Here is an 18,570-nt window from a genome sequence, read left to right as displayed (position 1 = left end):
TCCCTCGACCCAGCCAGGTACGGCAGCGCACGAGAACCGCAACCTCACGACTCAGGTGTCCGGACCGGCGTCGAACAGGTCGCAGGGCAGCAGGTCAGCCGTGGATACCGTCGACGGGGCGAACGGCACCCGCCGGAACCGTTCCCGGTCGGCGTACGGGACGGTCGCGTTGACCAGCCACTTCGAGACGATTCCCCGGTCCGAGAGGCGCAGGTACTCGTGCCCTCGCCCGCGTGGCACGACGACGAGGTCACGAGCCGGGTCGCACCGGGTCGCGATCGCGTACTCGACGTCACGCTCGTCGTGGATGTCGATGTCGTCGTCGACCACCACCACCCGGACCAGGTCCTTCAGCGCGCCGAAGGCGGCCAGCGCGGCGTTGACCTCGAAGCCGTCGTGCTGTGGTCCGTCCTTGTGTACGGCGAGGTTGAGGTGGAAGCGGTGCAGTCCGCCGGCGGTCATGTTCACGTCCACCACCATCGGTGCCGTGTCGCGCAGGACCGTGAGGACGCTGGTCTCCAGGACGTACTTCCGGAGCATGACCGTCTCCCGGCCGGCGCCGTTGATGGCGTGGTAGACCGGGTTCCGGCGGTGGCTGAGCGCCGTCACCTGGACGACCGGCGCCGGTCCGGCGTCGGATTGATAGCCGACGAACTCACCGAACGGGCCCTCGGGCACGGTCTCGGTCGCCGAGATCGCACCCTCCAGGACGAATTCCGCGTCGGCCGGTACCAGCACGTCCTGGGTCAGGCCGGTGAGCATCCGCAGCGGCGAGCCCTGAAGCGCACCGGCGGCGGCGAGTTCGTCGCGGCTTTCCGGCATCTGCGACCCCATCGTCGCTGCGGTGTAGAGCAGGGAGATGTCGGTACCCAGCGCGACGGCGATCGGCAGCGGGCGGCCGAGGGACTGCGCACTCTCGAAGGCGGCGCGCAGGTGTCGCCCCAGGTCGAGTTTGATGGCGACCCGGTCATCGCCGACGAGTTGGAGCCGGTGGTACGAGGCGTTGTGGACACCGGTCACCGGGTGCCGGGCGATCACCACTCCGGCGGTGACAAACCGGCCGGCGTCGCCGGGAGCGTGTCGGAGTACCGGCATCCGGCTGCCGAGATCGAGGGTCGAGGTGAACACGTGGTCCCGGGCCGGCCCGGTCGGCACGATCTCGGGCGCGATCGAGTCGGACATCGCCCGGGCCACCAACTCCCGGATGCCGTGCCGGTCCGTACCGAACGCGGCCTCGCAGTTGGCCTCGCTGGCCAGCAGGTTGCCGAGCACCGGTACGGAGTGACCGGTCACCGCCGTGCAGACCAGAGCGTCGCCGTCGTCGTGGTGCTTCAGTACGGCCGCCACCTCGTCGTCGACGCTGAGCTTCCGGTCCACCCGCCGGATGCGGCCGGTCGCCTGCAACCGGGCCAGTACGGTCCGGAACCGGAGGTCCACCGGCGTGCTGGTGTCCATGTCGCTCCCTTCGGGATGGTGCTGTTCTGGTCAGGTGGCGGCGGGGCCGACCGCCGCGGCGGGGAGGCGGGTTGCCGGAACGGGGAGGCCGAACCGGCGGCCGGCGAGGGCCGGGAACTCGTCGCGCAACTCAGCCACGAGCACCGGATCGATCTCGGCGCGCAGCACGCTCTCGTCCGGTCCCGACCCGGCCTCCGCGCAGGTCGGGTTGGCGCGCCGCGTACCGTGCGAGGCGGGCCTCGGGCGGCTCCTCGGCGGGCCTTGCCAACTGGGCTATCGCGACCTTCATCGGTCCTTCCTTCCGGGATGGCTCGCCGGGGCCGGGGCCGGGGCCGGGGCCAGGCCAGGGACAGGGGGCGACGGCGAGGCCGTCGGGGATGACAGCGGGGATGACGGCGGGGCGTAGAGGACCATTGTCTGACCGTATGATAGTCTGACTACCGATCTTGATGCGGTGAGCGAGAGAATTTCGACATGTCCAGACCACTCACGCCCGACTCGTCCCCCCAGCCTTCGCCGCCACCACCGGTCGGCCTGGAAGGAGGGGAGATCCAGCGATCCACGCTGGCCGAGACGTTGGCGACGAAACTGCGGGAGCAGATCCTCTCCGGCCGGCTGGTCGCGGGCATGCCGCTGCCGACCGAGCGGGACATCGGTCTCGCCTTCGGCGTCGGGCGGACGACGGTCCGAGAGGCGCTGCGGGGTCTGCTCGCCGCCGGGTTCGTGGAGCGCCGGGGCAAGAAGCTCCTCGTCACGGATCCCAAGCTGGTCTCCGAACGGGAGATCGACCACGGTGCGGTCGCGGTCAAGGCGTCGATCCAGGAAGTGTTCGACACCCGCCGGTTGCTGGAGGTCGAGGGGGCCCGGCTCGCGGCGATGAACCGTACGCCCGAGGACCTGGTCGCGCTGCGTGGCGTGCTCGACCGGATGAACCCGGCGGATCCCGAGGGCTACCACTCGCTCGACGAAGAGTTCCACAGCCTGGTGATGACGGCCAGCGGCAACTCGATCCTGGCCCAGGTCTACCGGGCGACCCGGCAGATGTTCTTCAAGGGGCCGGCGTTCTGGCGGGTCTTCGGCCAGTTGTCCCTGGCCGACGGCGCACCGCCGCCGGTGGTCGGCGGCCGGCACAGTCACGAGAAGATCTACCAGGCGATTGACGCCCGCGATCCGCAGCAGGCGGCCCGGGTCGCCCAGGAGCATCTCAGCAGGGTGGAGCGGGCGCTGGTGGAGCGGATCGGGCGCACCGACTCGCGGCTGGCGCCGGCACCCTGACAGTCGCCGGACGGCCCGCGGGAGGTGCCGGCCCGCCCCGGTGGACCAGCCGGCTCCCGCGGACCCGGGACGCCCGCCGGTACGGGTCGGACCGGTCGTCCGCCGATGGTCGCCAGACCTCGCCGGCATTCAGCAGAACCAGTCGGGCGGGCTGCCCGGGCGGTCGGTCACCGTACAGAACCGGCCGCCGAAGAAGCCGAGCGGCTCACCCTCGCGGAACTCCGCCCGCAGCACCCGGCCGATCACCACGAGATGGTCCCCGGCGGGTACGGGGTTCTCCACCGCGCACTCCAACTGGGCGAGCGCGTCCGGCACTACCGGGGTTCCCAGTTCGCCGTACGCGAGGGGTAGCCCTTCGAAGTGCTCCGCGCCGCGCCGGGCGAAGCGGGCGGCGAGCCGCTCCTGCCGGTTGGAGAGGATGCTGATCGCGAACCGCCCGCTGGCCTCGACCGCGGTCGTGGTGCGGGCGCCGGCGGTGAGGCAGACCAGTAGGAGTGGCGGGTCGAGTGCCACCGAGGTCAGCGAGTTGACGGTCATGCCGTGCGCCTGACCGCCGATGGACGCGGTGACGATGGCCACCCCGGTCGTGAAGTGGCCCATCGCCCGCCGCATCCGGGCCGGGTCGACCGCCTCGACCCGGGCCGGGTCCACCACGTTCATCGGTACCTGACCTCGAAGGTCAGGCAGCCGTCCGCGGAACGCCACGGACCGTGCGCCATGCCGGGCGGGCGGCAGGCGTACATGCCTGCGGTGAAGGTCTCACCCAGGCTGAGGTCGGTGATCGAGCCCGCCACGACGAAGACCTCCTCCCAGAATTCGTGCCGCAGTACGCCGTTCGGCGTGGTGTCCGTCCCCGGCGCGAAGCGCAGCATCCGGGTGGCGACACCCCCGTCCGGGTCGACGGCCAGGATCCGTTCGGTCAGCTCGGGTACGTCCCCGGCGCACGGCGTGAACGGCACCTGGTCGACGGTGAAGAACTCGTGCTCTGGCTTTGCCATCGGTCATCCCCCTACTGATCAGGGTCAGGAACTGGTGTCGTAGCTGTCGAGGAAGGCGTCGACGTCGGCGAGTGGCCGGTCGAACCCGTAGTTGCGGAAGGCGTAGTTCTTGGCCACGAACGGTGCGCCCGCGTAGAACATCTCGTACTGCTGGTGACGCCCGGCGAACTCGCTGCCGATCACGTCCCAGACCAGCTTGAAGAGCTTCACCCGCTGCTCGGCGTTGGCGCGCGGCGACTGGACGTACCGGTCGAGGTCCGCCCGTACCGCCGGGTCGCGTAGGTCGTGGACGCTGGACGGCACCTGCAGGACGCCGCCGCCGGCGAGTTCGCGGAGGATGCCGAGGGCGCGTGGGTACAGCTCGGCCTGGAGGCCCATCGCGCCGTAGAGCGCCCGGGGACCGGGCCGCCACACGCCCGCGCCGTCCGGCTCCGCGGTGTGTTCCGCGGCGATCACCGCCGACTCCACCAGCGACGCGATGCTCGCCAACTCGCCGAGCTTCTCGACCACGCCCGGGATCCGGTCGATCTCGTTGACCTGCGCGACCTTCCGGGCCAGACCGGCGACGAACTGCAACTTCACGGTGAACCGGAGCTGGGCCTGCCAGTTGCCGAGCTGGTGGGCGCCGGTGGCGAAGAACTGCCGCTGCAGTCCGGCCACGTCCCGGCAGACGAAGACCCGCTCCCAGGGCACCAGTACGTCGTCGAAGACCACCAGCGCGTCCGTCTCGTCGTATCGGGAGCTGAGCGGGTAGTCGTACTCGCTGGTGGCGGCCGGGGCGTACGGCCGGCGGCAGTAGAGTTTCAGCCCCTCGACCCCGACCGGTACGGCGAACCCGAGGGCGAAGTCGCGATCCTCGGCCGAGAGTGGCTTGATGCACGAGACGAAGAGTTCGTCGGCGACCGCGCCACCGGTGGCGAGCATCTGCGCGCCGCGTACGACGATGCCCTCCGGCCGCTCGGCGACCACGGCGACCTGCACCGGCTCGTCGCCCCAGGCATGCGCGGTCACCGCCCGGGAGAACTGCGGCGGGATGATCGCGTACGCGACGTACCGGTTCTCCCGCTGGATCCGCCGGTGGTACGCGACGACGTTCGCGCCGTAGCGACGCTCGTCGGTGTCGAACGCCTCCGGGTGGGCGGCGAACGCCGCCAGGAACGCGCCGACGTGGTCCGGGCCGCGACCCACCCAGCCGTGGTGGTGCCGGGCCCAGGTCAGTACGGCCTCCCGGAAGGCGCCCAGCTCCGCCCGGCTGCGCGGGGCCACGAAGACCCGGTTGGTGACCAGGCCGGTACTGGGATCCTCGCAGGTCATCCTGGAGTCGGGTGCCGCGGCGATGTCGAACAGCTCGGCCACCCGATTGGCGATCGGCGTGAACGCCGGGTGGCTCGCCACGTCGGCGACCCGGGCACCGTCGAGATAGACCGCCCGGTCGTCCTTCAGCGCGGCGAGGTAGTCGGATCCGGCACGCATGGGTCGCTCCTGTCACTGGTCTGGTAGGTGTGGGTGAGCGTGCGTCCGTCGGGCAGGGCGAGCCGGACCTGCCACGATCGGCCGGTGACGAAGTGGCCGTCGAGCAGCGGCAGCGTCCCGCCGAACAGGACAAGGTCGTCGCCGGGGTCGCCGAGGGCGTCGACCGTCCGCCGCCACAGGTCGCCGGGCGTACGCAGGGCGGCCAGCCTGCCGGCCTGGTAGCGGCGGCCGTCCACCTCGGAGGACGCGCTCACGTCGTCCCAGTCCAGGGTCTCCGGGCCGCCGGGCAGCGGGATCACCTGGTCGCCGACCGGCTTCGGGCAGGCTGCCTTCGACCGGGCGATGTCCGCCCGCTCCAGCTCCCGGTCGGTGTGGTCGGAGCCGACGCCTAGATACCACCGCCCGGCGGCCCGGACCAGCACCGGCTCGACCTCGCCGGAGGTGTTCGCCCCGCCGATCCCGACGACCGGGGCGGTGGTGACCAGTGCCGGATCGAGTGGGTAGAAGGTCGGCACCGTCGGCGGTGGGGCGATGCCCGCGGCGGCCAGTTCGTCGATGTGCGCGCGGACGGCCGCCTCGTCCCGGCCGGTGTAGCCGGCGACCACCAGCCGGCGTGGCGCCAGCGGTACCTGGCCTGCGGCACCGACGACCCACAGCCGCGGCTCAGCCCCGCCCGGCAACGCGGGTCACCTCCTCCGCCCCCGCCGCCACCCCGTGGTGGCCGTCGAGTACGGCTTCCGCGACCTGCCGCCAGTCGGCGACGATGCCGAGGTCGACGGAGCCGAAGATCGGGGCGCCCGGATCGGTGTTGATCGCGATGATGCGGCCGGCCTGCCGTACCCCGTCCAGGTGGGTGTACTTGCCGGCGACCCCCAGCGCCAGGTACACGTCCGGCGAGATGCTGCGGCCGGTGATGCCGATCTGGCGGGACTGCGGCAACCACCCGTTGTCGGTCACGGCCCGGGTCGCGCCCAGCCGTCCGCCAAGCGCGGCCACGAACCGGTCGAGCAGCGGGTAGTCCGTCGCCGCGACACCCCGGCCGACGCCGACCACGATCCGGGCCGCGGCCAGCTCGTCCACGCCTTCGTCCCGCTCGACCCCGAGGTGGGTTACCAGGCCGACGACGGGTGCGGCGACCCTGGTCACCGGGACCGGTCCGGCCGGTCGCGGCGTCGGCAGCGGCAACACCCCGGGGCGTACGGTCGCCATCTGCACCGCCGAGCGGGCCCGTACCGCCACCTCCACGGTGCCGCTGGCGACCGGCTTCCAGCAGATCAGCTCGGTCCCCTCGACGTCGAGGACGATCTCGACGTCGAGCGCGATCGCGTCACCGGTCAGGCCGGCGCCGAGTCGGGCCGCGATCCGGGCGGCGACCTCCCGTCCCCAGGTGGTGCCGGGCACCAGCACCACCCGGGGGGCCGTGCTGCCGCACCAGTCGGCCAGTGTCCGGGCGACCTCCGGTTCGGCGGTACCGCCGTCGACCACCACCGCCGCGTCGGCTCCCCAACCGCCCACGTCCGCCAGCGCCGAATCGCCGGCGAGCAGCACCGCGGTCACCGAGCCGCCGACCGGGCCGGCGAGCCGGGCCGCCTCGCCGAGTAGTTCGCGGGCGAGCTGGCGGCGTCCGGGCTGGACGGCGACCGCCAGCACCGGACCGGCGCCCGGCGACCCGACGCGCGGGGCCACCACCGGGGCGGGCGGCCGGGTCGACGGCTCGGCGAGCAGTTCCGCCATCCGCTTCACCTGCTCGTCCAGGTCTCCCAGGACGAGTACGGCGGGCCGGGGCGTACTGCCGCCCGGACGCTGCCCGTCGATCCAGGTGGGACTGCCGTCCTCTCCCCAGGGCCCGGGGCCGAGGTCGGCGGCGGTGAGCCGCCGTATCCTCGGCCGCAGACCGTCGGGGTCCGCCACGTACGGCACCTTCGCCGGCTGGCAGAGCCGTTCGGCGCAGGCGACCAGCGCGGGCAGTCGTACCGTCGACTCGCGGATGCCGTCGTCGAGTTCGCAGCGAGCGCGCAGCGTGTCGCCGTCCAGGACGAGTTCCCGGGCCGAGGGCAGGAACGGTAGGTCGACCAGTTCGGCGACCTGCGGCCCGACCTGGCCGGTGTCGGCGTCCACCGAGTTGCGGCCGGTCAGCACCAGCGCGTACGGGCCGGTGTGCCGGAGCGCGGCGGCGAGCGCCCGGGCGGTGGCCAGGGTGTCGGAGCCGGCGAACCGCGGATCCGAGATCAGTACGGCCTCGTCGGCGCCCCAGGCCAGCGACTCGACCAGTACGGCCTCGGCGGCCGGCGGCCCCATGGTGAACACCGTGCAACTGCCGCCGGTGCTCCGGGCCAGTTCCACCCCCTTGCTCACCGCCCGCCGGCAGTGCGGATTGATCTCGTTCGGCACGCCGTCGCGGCGCAGCCGCCCGTCCGGCCCGAGGGACAACTCGTCCGAGACCGGCACCTGTTTGATCAGTACAGCGATACGCACGGGGCACCTTCCTCAGAGCTGGGTCAACACGGGCGGCAGCTTGTTGACCGACCGGGATCCGTCGGCGGTGATGACGAAGGTGTCGCCGATGAACACGCCCTTGCGGACGTCCGGCGTACAGGGGTGGATCTCGACGCAGCACGCCATGTTCGGTTCGAGCCGGACGTCCTTGTCCGGGCGGTGCGACGTACCGACGAACGGCCCGGCGTCGATCGGGTTGAACACCCCGTGCACCAGTGGAGCGACGATCTGGTATCCCCGGTCCAGGATCACCTGGCCGGCCTCCCGCAGGTCGCGGGCTGTGCAGCCGGGTCGGAGCGCGGCCACCACCCGCTGGTACGCGGTGAACATGACGTCGAACAGGTCCGCGTACTCGTCGGTCGGTGGCCCGAAGATGATCGGTTTGCCGGTCTGTGCCTCGTACCCGTGCCGCTCCCGGGCACCGAGTTCCAACAGCAGGACGTCGCCGACCTCGATGGTCCGGTCGATCGGGCGGGGTCGTTGGAACCCGCTCACCGGCCGGAACATCGACTCCGCGGCGGCCAGCACCATGGTCGGGATCTCCCCGCCCTCCCTGGCGAAGGTGTCGTAGACGATCCGGAACAGGTCCGTCTCCCGCATGCCCGGCCTGAGGCCGTCCATGATCGCCTGTACGGCGCAGTCCCCGATCCGTCCGGCCTCGTCCAGGCAGTCCAGTTCCTCGTCGGAGAGGACCAGCCGGAGTCGCCAGAACTCGTCGGAGTACTCCGGGAACTGGGCCCGGGGAAACGCCTCGCGCAGCGCCGCGTGGTGGTCCTGGGAGATCGATATCCACGGCGCCGGTCGGACGATGCCGATCCGGCCGGTCTCCAGGCGGAGTTCGCGCAGCCGTTCCAGCACGATCGGCGAGGTGTTCAGCGCGCCGCGTACGTCGGGGATCACCGACCGGGCGATCCGGTCCGGGAGCCGCGCGTTCAGGCCGAGGATGGCCAGGGTCGGCTCGCCGTCCCGAGGGAAGATCACGAACGCGTCGAGTTCCATCGTGCCGATGAAGTTGGAGAGCCAGCGGACGTTGGCCCAGCCGCGTTCCCAGAGCGCGCAGTTGCCGCTGACCAGCAGGCAGTCGAGGTCGTTTTCGGCCATGAAGCCGCGGACCAGGTCGTGGCGCCGGGTGAACTCGGCCGGGGAGAAGGTCGGCCAGGGGTAGTCGTCCCGGTTCAGTTCGTGCCCGTAGCGGATGACGGTGTGTGTCGCTGACATGGCGGTCCTCGCTCTCACCAGGCGGTGGCGGCGGCGCCGCGTCGGCCGTCGGCCACGGCGTACAGGCCGGTACAGGGGGTGGGGCCGACGACGGTCGCGCTGCCGAACAGGTCGTCGTCGTCTGATCCGTCGGCGACCCGGACCTCGTACCCGAGTTCGCCCAGCCGGTCGACGGAGCCGTCGGGCAGGCCGTCCTCGACGTGCAGGACGCTGTCCTCGGCGTACCGCCGGGGTGTGCCGTGCAGCCACCGCGGGTGTTCCACCGCGGCCAGCGGGCTCATCCCGTGGTCGACGAGGTTCACCAGGATCTGCGTGTTGGTCTGCACCTGCCCGCGCCCGCCCGGGGTGGCGCCGGCGATGACGACCCGGCCCCCGCGCTTGACGAGATAGGCGTTGAGGGTGTGCGACGGCCGGGCGCCGGGGACCAGCCGCGGGCCGGGCTCCGCGCCGGTACGCAGCCCGGCGAGCCGGTCGTTGAGGATGACCCCGGTGCCGTCGACGAGTTCCCGGGAGCCGAAGGAGTTGAAGAGGCTGTGGATCATAGTCACCGTCATCCCGGTCGCGTCGGTCACCGCCAGGCAGGTGGTGTCGGTACCGCCGGGCGCTGGCACGGTCTCGGCGTACGGCAACCGGCTCAGCCGGTCCCGCCACCAGGCCACCCGCTCGGCGGAGAGCTGTTCCCGAACGTCCCAGCCGGGCTGGTCGGGATCGGGGACAGTGGTCGGCAGGTCGGCGAAGGCCGCCAGCTTGGCCCGTACCATCAGGTCGATCAGCTCGGCGCTGCCCGGCCTGAGCCGGGCGAGGTCGAACTGCTCCAGGATCCGGAGCTGGCTCAGCATGAGTACCCCGAGCGATACCGGTGGGGTCTGGTAGATCTGGTGACCCCGGTAGTCGATCGACAGCGGCTCCGTCCAGTCCGCCTCGTGCCGGGCGAGGTCCGCCGGGCCGAGTGGTCCGCCGTGTGCGCGCATGTGTGCCGCCAGCCGTTCGGCGAACTCGCCCCGGTAGAACCATTCGGCGCCGTGCCGGCCGAGCGCCTCCAGCGTCCGCCCGAGATCGGGTTGGCTGAACAGCGCGCCGACGGTACTGCCGTTGCGGTTGACCAGCGCGGCCAGCTCGGGATGGTCGGCCAGCTCGGGGTGGACCTGGGCCAGGGCGCGGCTCAGCCGCTCGTCCACCCGGAACCCGTCGTACGCCAGCTTGGTCGCGGGTTCGAGCAGGTCCGTCAGTGGTCTGGAGCCGAATCGTGCCAGCCCGACCTGCCAGGCCATCGGCAGCCCTGGCACGGCCACGGAGAGCGGACCGAACCGGGGGACCCGGGGTGACTCGCGGAGTCCGGTGCCGATGTCGGCCGGTGCGGCGCCGCTGCCGTTGAGCGCGACGACGCCGGTGTCCGCACGGTCTACCAGCATGAACATGTCTCCGCCGACGCCGCACCAGGGAAACTCGACGACGCACTGGACGGCCGAGGCGGCCACCGCGGCGTCCATCGCGGTGCCGCCCGCCGTCAGCACGTCGACGGCGGTGTGTGCCGCGTCCGCGCTGCCGGCGGCGACGGCGCCGCGGTACCCATGGACGATGGAACCCCGCGGCGGCCCGCCGCCGGCACTGGTCCGGCTCAAATCTCCGCGTCCTGGCCGGCCGGCCCGGGGCTGGCGGCCGGGGCGGTCTCCCACGGGTCGGAGAGCAGCCGGAGGTACCGGATGGCGTTCTCGCCCATCAGCTTGCGGGTCGCGGACTCGCCGATGGTGTCCCGCCAGTCGATGACGTGGTCGGTGTGCTCGGGGAACATGCACTCCGGGTGTGGGAAGTCCGACGCGTACATCAGCACGTCCTCGCCGAGGATGTCGATCGCGCCCCTGGTGAGCTGGGGCCCCTCGTGCGCCTCGATCGCGCAGAAGACCTTGCCCATCTGGACGTACTCCAGCGGGGTGTGCTTCAGGTCGTCCCGGACCCCGCCCTTGACGTACGACACCTGGCTGGTCAGCCGGACGATCCAGTGCGCCAGCCAACTGTGTCCGGTCTCCACCGTCGCCACCCGCAGGCTCGGGTAACGGTCCAGCATCCCGCTGATCAGCACGTACGAGATCAGCCGCTGCGCCCCCCAGACGTGCGCCGCGGTACGGGCGACCACGGGGTTGTCCCAGATGTCCCGGTAGCCGGGGAAGTAGGGCGGCTCGTAGAAGAAACTGTGGTGCAGCAGTGGGAGGTCCGCCTCGTCCATCGCCTCGAAGATCGGTGCCAGGTCGGGGTCGTCCACCGGGACACCCTCGGGCAGCAGCGGCCACACCGCCGACACCCACTCCTCGCCGGCCAGCTTGCGGATCGTCCGGGCGGCCCATTCGGGGTCGTGTCCGGGGGCCAGGATGAGCCCCTTCAACCGGCGAGGGTCGGCGGAGCAGTAGTCGGCCTGGTAGTCGTGGTAGGCGCGGTAGAGCCCGAGCGCGAGGTCACGGTCCAGTGCGGTGCTGCCCGGCGCCCAGGGGGCCGGGATGAGGACGTTGATGTCAACGCCCTCGACGTCCATGTCCAGCAGCCGGCCGGCGGAATTGTCGTGCTGGATCCGGTCCCGTGGCTTGCCCTTGGCGAGGTTCGACACCCGCCCCTCCAGGGCGCCCTTGCTGCCGGCGCCGGTGCTGGTCGGCTCCTCGGCCCCGGCCTTCATTCCGGCTACCCGCTTGTACGGGCGGGGGTCCACCCGCAGCACCTCGTACGGCTCGGTCGGATGCCCCCGTCCGGGCACCGGCGTCATCGTGCGGGTGTACGGCGCCAACTCGTCCCTGCGGGCGAGCAGTTCGCGGTCGGCGTAGCGCAGCAGTACCTCCAGCGACGGCGTCACGTGGGTGTCCACGTCGACGACCCGGTAGCCGTGTCTCATCTCGATCTCCTTTAGCTGGGCTGCGGCATTTGTCGAAGCGCCCGTCGGTCCACCCGGCGTGCCCGCCCGGCCGGCCGCTCGGAGGCCAGGGCCCTACGTCAGATAGTCCTATGGTCAGACAATAGGTCGCCTCGGTGGGTGCGTCAATGCCCACTCTCCGGAGTCCGCCGTTGCTTCGCGCTGGGGTCCACCTCACCGCCACCACGTATTTCAGTCTCGTTTCCAAGACCGTTCACCTCTTGACGGGACGTCCAAGAAGGCGGACCGTGTGGTAGTCAGTCTGTCTGACAATGTGCTCTACTGGCTGCGGCCCTGTGATCGCTGACACGCCGGGAGGGGAACGCGACCATGTCACTCGACGTCAACGGGGCGCTCGACTTCGACCGGGCGCTGGAATACGTGCTGCGGGCCCGGGCGATCGGGGCCGAGCTGGGCCTACGCGTGACGGTGGCGGTGCTCGACCCGGCCGGACACCCGATCCTGGTCGCCCGCGGCGCCGACCGCTGGCACGGCCCCTACATGGCAATGGGCAAGGCGCGGCTGGCCGCGGCCTTCCGTAAACCGACGTCGGTCCTGCTCGAGAACTGGCGGGACCGCCCCCTCTTCGCCGCCAGCCTGACCGAGGTGCTACCCGGCGGAGTGACCCTCAACCCCGGTGGCTATCCCATCGTCCGCGACGGCGAGCTGGTGGGCGCCATCGGCGTCGGCGGCGGCTCGCCCGATCAGGACGAACTCGTCGCCCGGCGCACCGTGACGGAGCTGTCCGGCACCCAGACGACCACGCACAGCACCGACCCGACCACGACCTGACCCGCCCGGCTCCGCAGGTACGCCGGGCGGCGTCGAGACCGCGAAGGTCGCCGGAAACCTCCGGTACCACTCCACGGCGCGCCGAGCACCCCCCACAGCAGACTCTCCGCAGCGGACCGAGAAGAGGTCGAGCGATGGACATGGACCATAGACCACGCACCAGGCTGCTCAGCCTGGTCACGATCGGCACGTTATTCCTGGGCACGTCGGCCTGCGGCGGAGGCGGCGGCTCGGGCTCCGCCGGTCGGCAGTCCGGTGACCTGGTTGTCGCGGTCGCCACCGAGCCGTCGACCCTCGATCCCCAACTGGTGAACGACCGCAGTTCCCGCATCGTCACCGACAACCTCTTCGAGACGCTGCTCGTCCGGGACGAGACATCGCAGATCCAGCCGAAGCTGGCGGACAAGTACGAGCGGGTCGACGACACCACCTGGCGGTTCACCCTGCACCCGGGGGTGACGTTCCACGACGGGAGCCCGTTCGACGCCGACGCGGTGGTGTTCAGCATCGAACGCATCATCGATCCCGACTTCGACACCCAGCGCACCTCGTACACCGAGGGGATCGAGGGGGCGCGGAAGGTCGACCCACGGACGGTGGACATCCTCACCGACGGCAAGAACCCGGTGCTGCCGGCCGAGATGACCAGCATCCCGATGGTCTCGCCGGCCTCCGCCGGACAGCAGAGCTTCGGCCACGAGGTGATCGTCGGCACCGGCCCGTACAAGTTCGGGACCTGGCAGCGCGGCCGGGAGATCTCGCTGGTGCGCAACGACGCGTACTGGGGGGAGAAGGCGTCGATCGCCGCCTTCACCGTACGGGTGGTGCCGGACGCGCAGACCGCGTTGTCGGCGTTGCAGGCCGGCGAGGTGGACCTGGTCTTCGACCTCTTCCCCGAGCAGGCCAAACTCGCCCCGCAGGTGAAGGAGATCCGGGCCAGCGACTTCAGCTACGTCGCCTTCAACACCCACCGGAAGGAACTGTCCGACCCCCGGGTACGGCAGGCGATGAACCTGGCCGTCGACAAGGAGTCCCTGGCCGAGACGATCTACCAGGGGCATGCCACGCCCAACCAGGCACAGCACCTCGCCAAGGGCATGCTCGGGTTCAACGCCAGCCTCAGTCCCTTCCCGTACGACCCGGAGCAGGCCAAGCGGTTGCTGGCCGAGGCCGGCTACCCGAACGGGTTCGACATCGAACTGCACGTGCCGATCGGCCGGTACAGCAAGGGCGAGGAGACGGCCGACTTCGTCGCGGCGGCGCTCGGCGCCGTGGGGGTCCGGGCCAAGGTCGTCAAGCACGACTGGAACGACTACCGGGAACTCGGCCGGGTCAAGGGCACCGAGTCGGGCGCCTTCGACCTCAAGTACGGCTGGAACTCCAACGAGTGGTTCGACGCGGCCCGGATCAAGTCGCACATCACCTGCAAGGGCGCGTCGAGCAAGTTCTGCGACCCCAAGGTCGACGAACTCGTCAAGGCCGGCGCGGACACCCTCGACCAGGCGGAACGGCAGCGGGACTACGCGGACATGTGGGCCCGGTTGCACGAGAACCCGTACTCGATCTATCTGCTCCAGCAGAACTACATCTTCGGTGCCAGCCAGCGGTTGGAGTGGAATCCCCGACCAGACGACTCGTACTTCGTCTCGACCATGCGGCTGACGAGCTGAAGCCGGAGGCGTGCTGACGTGACGACGACACAGGTCCCGGCCCCGACACCCGTGCCCAGCCCAGCGGCGACGGGCCGGACGAGGCGGTCCTGGCTGCGCTCGCCACTCGGCCGGCTCGTGCTCCGGCGGCTGCGCGACGCGGTCATCGTCCAGTTCCTCGTGGTCGCGGTGATCTTCGTCATCGGCTACTACGTGGGCGATCCGGTCTCGGCATTCGCATCCCCGGAGGCCACCGAGGAGCAGTTGGCGCAGCTACGGCGCTCGCTCGGGCTGGACCAGCCGTTCTGGGTGCAGTTCGGTAGGTACCTGGAGGACCTGGCCCGGCTCGACGTCGGTACGTCGGTCTGGCAGCAGCGGCCGGCGATGGAGGCGGTCTGGGAGGTCATCGGGAACACGGTGCTGCTCGCCATTCTCGGCGCGGTGGCGGCGACCGTCTTCGGCGTCGTCGGTGGTGTCCTGGCCGGTACCCGGCCGGGCTCCGCCGTCGACAAGGTGATCAACCTGATCTCCGTACTGTCGCTGTCGGTGGCGAGCTTCTGGATCGGCCTGCTGCTGATCATCGTCTTCGCGGTACGGCTGAACATGGTCCCGACCTCCGGCTGGTACGAGTGGCGGGGGCTGATCCTGCCGGTCGCCACCCTCGGCTTCATCCACGGCGGCCGGATCTGCCAGGTGACCCGGTCGGTGGTGCTCGACGAGATGTCCAAGGCGTACGTGCTGGTGGCCCGCAGCCGCGGGCTGCCGTACCGGCGGCTCGTCGCCGGGCACGTCCTGCGCAACGTCGCCGCCACGGTGCTGACCACGGCCGGGTGGGAGTTCGCCCGGATGTTCGGCGGCTCGATCTATCCCATCGAGGTGGTCTTCGCCTGGCCCGGACTCGGGCCGCTGATGACCACGGCGGCACACCGGCACGACTTCCCGATCGTGGAGGCGGCGGTCCTGATCACCGGGGCACTGGTGATCCTGGTCAACCTCGCCGTCGACGTCGCCAGTCACCTGCTCGACCGTCGGCTACGGCCGGAGTGAGGCGGAACATCGTGCCGAACAATCCCGCGACACCGCACCGCCGGGGGCTCGGCCGGCGCGGACCCGTACCCGGCCGGAACGGGCTCGTACCCGATCGGCGTGACCGCCGGGCGATCCGCCGGTCCGGGGCGGTGGCCGGCAGTCAGCGTCGACTGTCGACCGGTCCACTTCGTGGCCGGCTCTGGATCCTCTGGGTGGTCGTGCTGGGCGTCGTCGCGCTCTGGGCGGTCACCGGTGGCCGGCTCGCCCCCTTCGACCCGTACGCACAGGTGCCGGCCGCGCGGCTGCTGCCGCCGTTGGCGCGTACCGCGGACGGCACGCACCTGCTCGGCACCGATGCCCTCGGCCGTGACCTCTTCTCCCAGATCGTCGTCGCGGCCCGGCTCACCCTGTTCATCGGTACGGCTGCGACAGTGATCGGGCTGGTGATCGGGGCGGTCGTGGGCGTCTGCGCCGGCTACTTCGGCGGCTGGTCGGACCGGGTGCTGATGCGGCTGACCGAGGCGCAGACCGCCCTGCCGATGTTCCTGTTCGCGATCCTGCTGATGGCGGTCGCCGGCGCGTCCGTGACGAACCTGGTAATCCTGCTGCCGACGTTCATCTGGCCGACCGTGGCCCGGGTGATCCGGGCGGAGACCCTGCGGCTGCGCGCCGAACCCTTCGTCGTCGGCGCGGTCGCGCTCGGCGCGAACGGTCGGCAGGTCGTCGTCAACCACCTGCTGCCCAACCTGGCTCCCCGGCTCGGCGTGCTCTTCGTCATCGACGTGGGGCAGATCGTGCTGGCCGAGGCCGGGCTCAGCTTCCTCGGCGCCGGCGTACAGGAGCCGGACCTGACCTGGGGGGTGCTGATCTCCGAAGGGCGGCCGTATCTCGCGGTGGCCTGGTGGCTGACGGTGATGCCCGGCCTGTTCCTGGCGGCCGTGGTCCTCGCGGTGAACATGCTCTCGCGTGAGATGGAACGGAGATCCCAATCGTGACGTCCGCACGGCTACTCGAGGTCGACGAGCTCTCCGTCGTCTTCTCCACCGCCCGCGGCGAGGTGTACGGCGTGGACGGCGTCTCGTTCACCCTCGACCACGGCGAAACCCTCGGCGTGGTGGGGGAGAGCGGGAGCGGCAAGTCGGTCACCGCCACCTCGCTGATCGGCGTACGCCCGCCGCTGACCCGGGTACGCACCAGTGGGTCGGCCCGGCTGGAGGGCCGGGAGCTGCTCGACATGTCGGAAGCCGAACTCCGGGGCATCCGCGGTGCCGAGATCGGCTACGTCTTCCAGGATCCGATGACCGCGCTGGACCCGTCCATCCCGGTCGGCAACCAGATCGTGGAGACCCTGCTGGTGCACACCGGCCTGGACAAGGCGGGCGCACAGCGCCGGGCGGTGGAACTGCTCGACATGGTCGGCATCCCGAACGCGGCGGCGTCGACCCGGAACCTGCCGGACCAGTTCAGCGGCGGCATGCGGCAACGAATCCTTGTCGCGCTGGCCATCTCCTGCCGGCCCAAGCTGCTGATCGCCGACGAGGCCACCACCGCCCTCGACCCGACCGTACAGACCCAGATTCTCGCGCTGCTGCGCTCGCTCTGCCGCGAGTTGAGCATGGCGATGATCATGATTACCCACGACTTCGGCGTGGTGGCCGCCACCTGTGACCGGGTGCAGGTGATGTACGCCGGCCGGATCGTCGAACGCGGTTCCGTGGCCGACGTGCTCACCGGGCCACGGCACCCGTACACCGCCGGGCTACTCAGGTTGGCTCCCCGGCTGGAGATCAACCATCACCACCGGCTCCGCCCCATCCCGGGCCGGGCCCCGACAGCGATCAGGAACGAGCCGGGGTGTCGGTTCTCGCCCCGGTGCGAGTTCGCCGACGACCGCTGTCACCGGGAAGAACCACCCTGGTCCGACGGCCTGACGCACGCGAGCGCCTGCTGGCGGAACCCGGCCGAGCTGGCCAGCCGGGATGGCGGCCAGGCTGAGCTGGCCAGCCGGGATGGCGGCCAGGCTGAGCTGGCCAGCCGGGATCGCGGCCAAGCCGAGTCGACCATGCTGGATCGGGACAGGGAGCCACGATGACCCAGGCAGTATCCGAACCGACCGGGCCGGGCGCCGGGTCCGTCGGGCCGCAGCCGACCTCGGCCGGGTCGGCACCGCCGTCCGCCGGACCGGGCGCGGGATCCGCAGCCTGGCGGCCGGGATCGTCCGCGAGGCGGGCCGACCGGCCACTGCCGATCCTCCGCGTCCAGGACCTGGTGGTACGGCACAGAACCGGCACCGGTACGGAGATCACCGCAGTCGACGGCGTGAGCCTGGAGGTACGGGCGGGCGAGACGCTGGGGCTGGTCGGCGAGAGTGGCTGCGGCAAGTCCAGCCTCGCCAACGCCGTACTGCGGCTGATCCCGACGGCCGGTGGGAGCATCGTCTTCGACGGCGAGGAACTGGTGGGCCGCTCGTCGGCCGAGCTACGCCGGATCCGCCGCCACCTCCAGGTGGTCTTCCAGGATCCGCGTGGCTCGCTGGACCCGCGGATGCGACTCGGCGACATCGTGACCGAGGCGCTCAAGGTGCACGGGATGAACTCCCGACGGGAGCGCCGGAGCATCGCCGCCGAACGGCTCACCGAGGTGGGACTCGACCCATCGCTGGCGCATCGGCGTCCGGCCCAGCTCTCCGGCGGTCAGCAGCAGCGGGTGGCGGTGGCTCGGGCGCTGGTCACCCAGCCCCGGCTGGTCGTACTCGACGAACCGGTCTCGGCGCTGGACGTGTCGGTACAGGCACAGGTGATCAACCTGCTCCAGGACATGCAGCAGGCCCACGCGGTCGCGTACCTCTTCATCGCGCACAACCTGGCCGTGGTACGACACCTGAGCCATCGGGTGGCGGTCATGTACCTCGGCAAGATCGTCGAGCAGGCTCCGGCGCACAACCTCTTCGCCCGGCCGGCGCACCCGTACACGAAGGCGCTCGTCGCCTCGGTGCTGCCGCCGAGGCCCGACGTACGCCAGCGGTTGGAGGCGGCCCGTCGGCTGGCCCCCGGCGAGGTGCCGAGCCTGACCGCGGTCCCGCCGGGCTGCCGATACCACACCCGATGCCCGTTCGCGGACGTCCGGTGTCGCAACGAGGAGCCGGTGCTGTCCCGGATCGCCGGCGACCACGCCGGCGGCCATCGGGTCGCCTGCCACCACTGGGAGCGGGCGCAGGCCGCCATGCCACAGGTCCGGGCGCACTAGGGGGTGTCTCTTGTGGATATCGGCGAGCGAGTCATCAGGCTCG

The 18,570-nt window shown here is 71.2% G+C and carries 17 protein-coding genes; 7 read left to right on the top strand and 10 right to left on the bottom strand.

Going from position 1 to position 18,570, the window contains the following annotated elements; genetic code table 11:
• Window positions 1-51: 51 nt before the first annotated feature.
• Both Pma05_RS18640 and Pma05_RS18635 read right to left on the bottom strand, forming a co-directional pair.
• Complete coding sequence (locus Pma05_RS18640; protein ID WP_203858669.1) at window positions 52-1,455, bottom strand: UbiD family decarboxylase; 1,404 nt, start codon at window positions 1,453-1,455, stop codon at window positions 52-54.
• A gap of 30 nt (window positions 1,456-1,485) precedes the next feature.
• A complete protein-coding gene (locus Pma05_RS18635; RefSeq protein ID WP_203858668.1) occupies window positions 1,486-1,623 on the bottom strand; it encodes a hypothetical protein in 138 nt (45 codons plus the stop codon).
• A 306-nt stretch (window positions 1,624-1,929) separates the two neighbouring features.
• Between Pma05_RS18635 and Pma05_RS18630 the strand changes: the two genes are divergently transcribed.
• A complete protein-coding gene (locus tag Pma05_RS18630) occupies window positions 1,930-2,730 on the top strand; it encodes a FadR/GntR family transcriptional regulator (RefSeq protein ID WP_203858667.1) in 801 nt (266 codons plus the stop codon).
• Between the two features lie 129 nt (window positions 2,731-2,859).
• On the opposite strand, the gene Pma05_RS18625 is transcribed toward Pma05_RS18630, so the two are convergent.
• From Pma05_RS18625 to Pma05_RS18590, 8 genes are read right to left on the bottom strand one after another with little or no spacing between them, the layout of a single operon-like run.
• Complete coding sequence (locus tag Pma05_RS18625; protein WP_203858666.1) at window positions 2,860-3,390, bottom strand: flavin reductase family protein; 531 nt, start codon at window positions 3,388-3,390, stop codon at window positions 2,860-2,862.
• On the bottom strand, window positions 3,387-3,728 hold the full coding sequence (locus Pma05_RS18620; protein ID WP_203858665.1) for a cupin domain-containing protein: 342 nt from the start codon (window positions 3,726-3,728) through the stop codon (window positions 3,387-3,389). The genes Pma05_RS18625 and Pma05_RS18620 overlap by 4 nt, the downstream gene beginning before the upstream one ends.
• A gap of 24 nt (window positions 3,729-3,752) precedes the next feature.
• A complete protein-coding gene (locus tag Pma05_RS18615) occupies window positions 3,753-5,201 on the bottom strand; it encodes a 4-hydroxyphenylacetate 3-hydroxylase family protein (protein WP_203858664.1) in 1,449 nt (482 codons plus the stop codon).
• Window positions 5,168-5,881: a DUF2848 family protein gene (locus tag Pma05_RS18610; RefSeq protein ID WP_203858663.1), complete on the bottom strand. Its 714-nt coding sequence runs from the start codon at window positions 5,879-5,881 to the stop codon at window positions 5,168-5,170. Before Pma05_RS18610 ends, Pma05_RS18615 begins: the two co-directional genes overlap by 34 nt.
• Window positions 5,865-7,676: an FAD-binding protein gene (locus Pma05_RS18605; protein ID WP_203858662.1), complete on the bottom strand. Its 1,812-nt coding sequence runs from the start codon at window positions 7,674-7,676 to the stop codon at window positions 5,865-5,867. The genes Pma05_RS18610 and Pma05_RS18605 overlap by 17 nt, the downstream gene beginning before the upstream one ends.
• Before the next feature lie 12 nt (window positions 7,677-7,688).
• Window positions 7,689-8,915: a M24 family metallopeptidase gene (locus Pma05_RS18600; RefSeq protein WP_203858661.1), complete on the bottom strand. Its 1,227-nt coding sequence runs from the start codon at window positions 8,913-8,915 to the stop codon at window positions 7,689-7,691.
• 14 nt (window positions 8,916-8,929) lie between these two features.
• Window positions 8,930-10,537 (bottom strand): gamma-glutamyltransferase family protein, encoded by a 1,608-nt coding sequence (locus Pma05_RS18595; RefSeq protein ID WP_203858660.1) that lies wholly within the window; start codon window positions 10,535-10,537, stop codon window positions 8,930-8,932.
• Window positions 10,534-11,793, bottom strand: a complete 1,260-nt coding sequence (locus Pma05_RS18590; RefSeq protein ID WP_203858659.1) for an amidohydrolase family protein — start codon at window positions 11,791-11,793, stop codon at window positions 10,534-10,536. Before Pma05_RS18590 ends, Pma05_RS18595 begins: the two co-directional genes overlap by 4 nt.
• A 348-nt stretch (window positions 11,794-12,141) precedes the next feature.
• Here Pma05_RS18590 and Pma05_RS18585 point away from each other — a divergent pair, with 348 nt between their 5' ends.
• From Pma05_RS18585 to Pma05_RS18560, 6 genes are all read left to right on the top strand, one after another.
• Entirely contained in the window at window positions 12,142-12,603 is a 462-nt protein-coding gene (locus tag Pma05_RS18585) for a GlcG/HbpS family heme-binding protein (protein ID WP_203858658.1), read from the top strand.
• Between the two features lie 140 nt (window positions 12,604-12,743).
• On the top strand, window positions 12,744-14,273 hold the full coding sequence (locus tag Pma05_RS18580) for an ABC transporter substrate-binding protein (RefSeq protein ID WP_203858657.1): 1,530 nt from the start codon (window positions 12,744-12,746) through the stop codon (window positions 14,271-14,273).
• An 18-nt stretch (window positions 14,274-14,291) separates the two neighbouring features.
• Window positions 14,292-15,299 carry an ABC transporter permease gene (locus Pma05_RS18575; RefSeq protein ID WP_203858656.1) on the top strand — a complete coding sequence of 336 codons (1,008 nt, stop codon included), beginning with the start codon at window positions 14,292-14,294 and terminating at the stop codon, window positions 15,297-15,299.
• Window positions 15,300-15,310: 11 nt separating this feature from the next.
• On the top strand, window positions 15,311-16,276 hold the full coding sequence (locus Pma05_RS18570) for an ABC transporter permease (RefSeq protein WP_203858655.1): 966 nt from the start codon (window positions 15,311-15,313) through the stop codon (window positions 16,274-16,276).
• Window positions 16,273-17,373, top strand: coding sequence for an ABC transporter ATP-binding protein (locus Pma05_RS18565; RefSeq protein WP_239312564.1), 1,101 nt, complete (start codon window positions 16,273-16,275; stop codon window positions 17,371-17,373). Before Pma05_RS18570 ends, Pma05_RS18565 begins: the two co-directional genes overlap by 4 nt.
• Window positions 17,370-18,527 (top strand): ABC transporter ATP-binding protein, encoded by a 1,158-nt coding sequence (locus Pma05_RS18560; protein WP_203858654.1) that lies wholly within the window; start codon window positions 17,370-17,372, stop codon window positions 18,525-18,527. The genes Pma05_RS18565 and Pma05_RS18560 overlap by 4 nt, the downstream gene beginning before the upstream one ends.
• The last annotated feature ends 43 nt before the right edge of the window (window positions 18,528-18,570 follow it).

The sequence above is a fragment of the Plantactinospora mayteni genome (genome assembly GCF_016862935.1).
Taxonomy (GTDB): Bacteria; Actinomycetota; Actinomycetes; order Mycobacteriales; family Micromonosporaceae; genus Plantactinospora; species Plantactinospora mayteni.
The sequence above is the reverse complement of the archived record's forward strand: the minus strand, read 5'-3'. Positions and strand labels throughout refer to the sequence as shown.

Coding starts and splice junctions, on each gene's coding strand:
- Pma05_RS18640 (WP_203858669.1), bottom strand. CDS start 1,455: ATGGACACCAGCACGCCGGTGGACCTCCGGTTCCGGACCGTACTGGCC.
- Pma05_RS18630 (WP_203858667.1), top strand. CDS start 1,930: ATGTCCAGACCACTCACGCCCGACTCGTCCCCCCAGCCTTCGCCGCCA.
- Pma05_RS18625 (WP_203858666.1), bottom strand. CDS start 3,390: ATGAACGTGGTGGACCCGGCCCGGGTCGAGGCGGTCGACCCGGCCCGG.
- Pma05_RS18620 (WP_203858665.1), bottom strand. CDS start 3,728: ATGGCAAAGCCAGAGCACGAGTTCTTCACCGTCGACCAGGTGCCGTTC.
- Pma05_RS18615 (WP_203858664.1), bottom strand. CDS start 5,201: ATGCGTGCCGGATCCGACTACCTCGCCGCGCTGAAGGACGACCGGGCG.
- Pma05_RS18600 (WP_203858661.1), bottom strand. CDS start 8,915: ATGTCAGCGACACACACCGTCATCCGCTACGGGCACGAACTGAACCGG.
- Pma05_RS18590 (WP_203858659.1), bottom strand. CDS start 11,793: ATGAGACACGGCTACCGGGTCGTCGACGTGGACACCCACGTGACGCCG.
- Pma05_RS18585 (WP_203858658.1), top strand. CDS start 12,142: ATGTCACTCGACGTCAACGGGGCGCTCGACTTCGACCGGGCGCTGGAA.
- Pma05_RS18580 (WP_203858657.1), top strand. CDS start 12,744: ATGGACCATAGACCACGCACCAGGCTGCTCAGCCTGGTCACGATCGGC.
- Pma05_RS18560 (WP_203858654.1), top strand. CDS start 17,370: ATGACCCAGGCAGTATCCGAACCGACCGGGCCGGGCGCCGGGTCCGTC.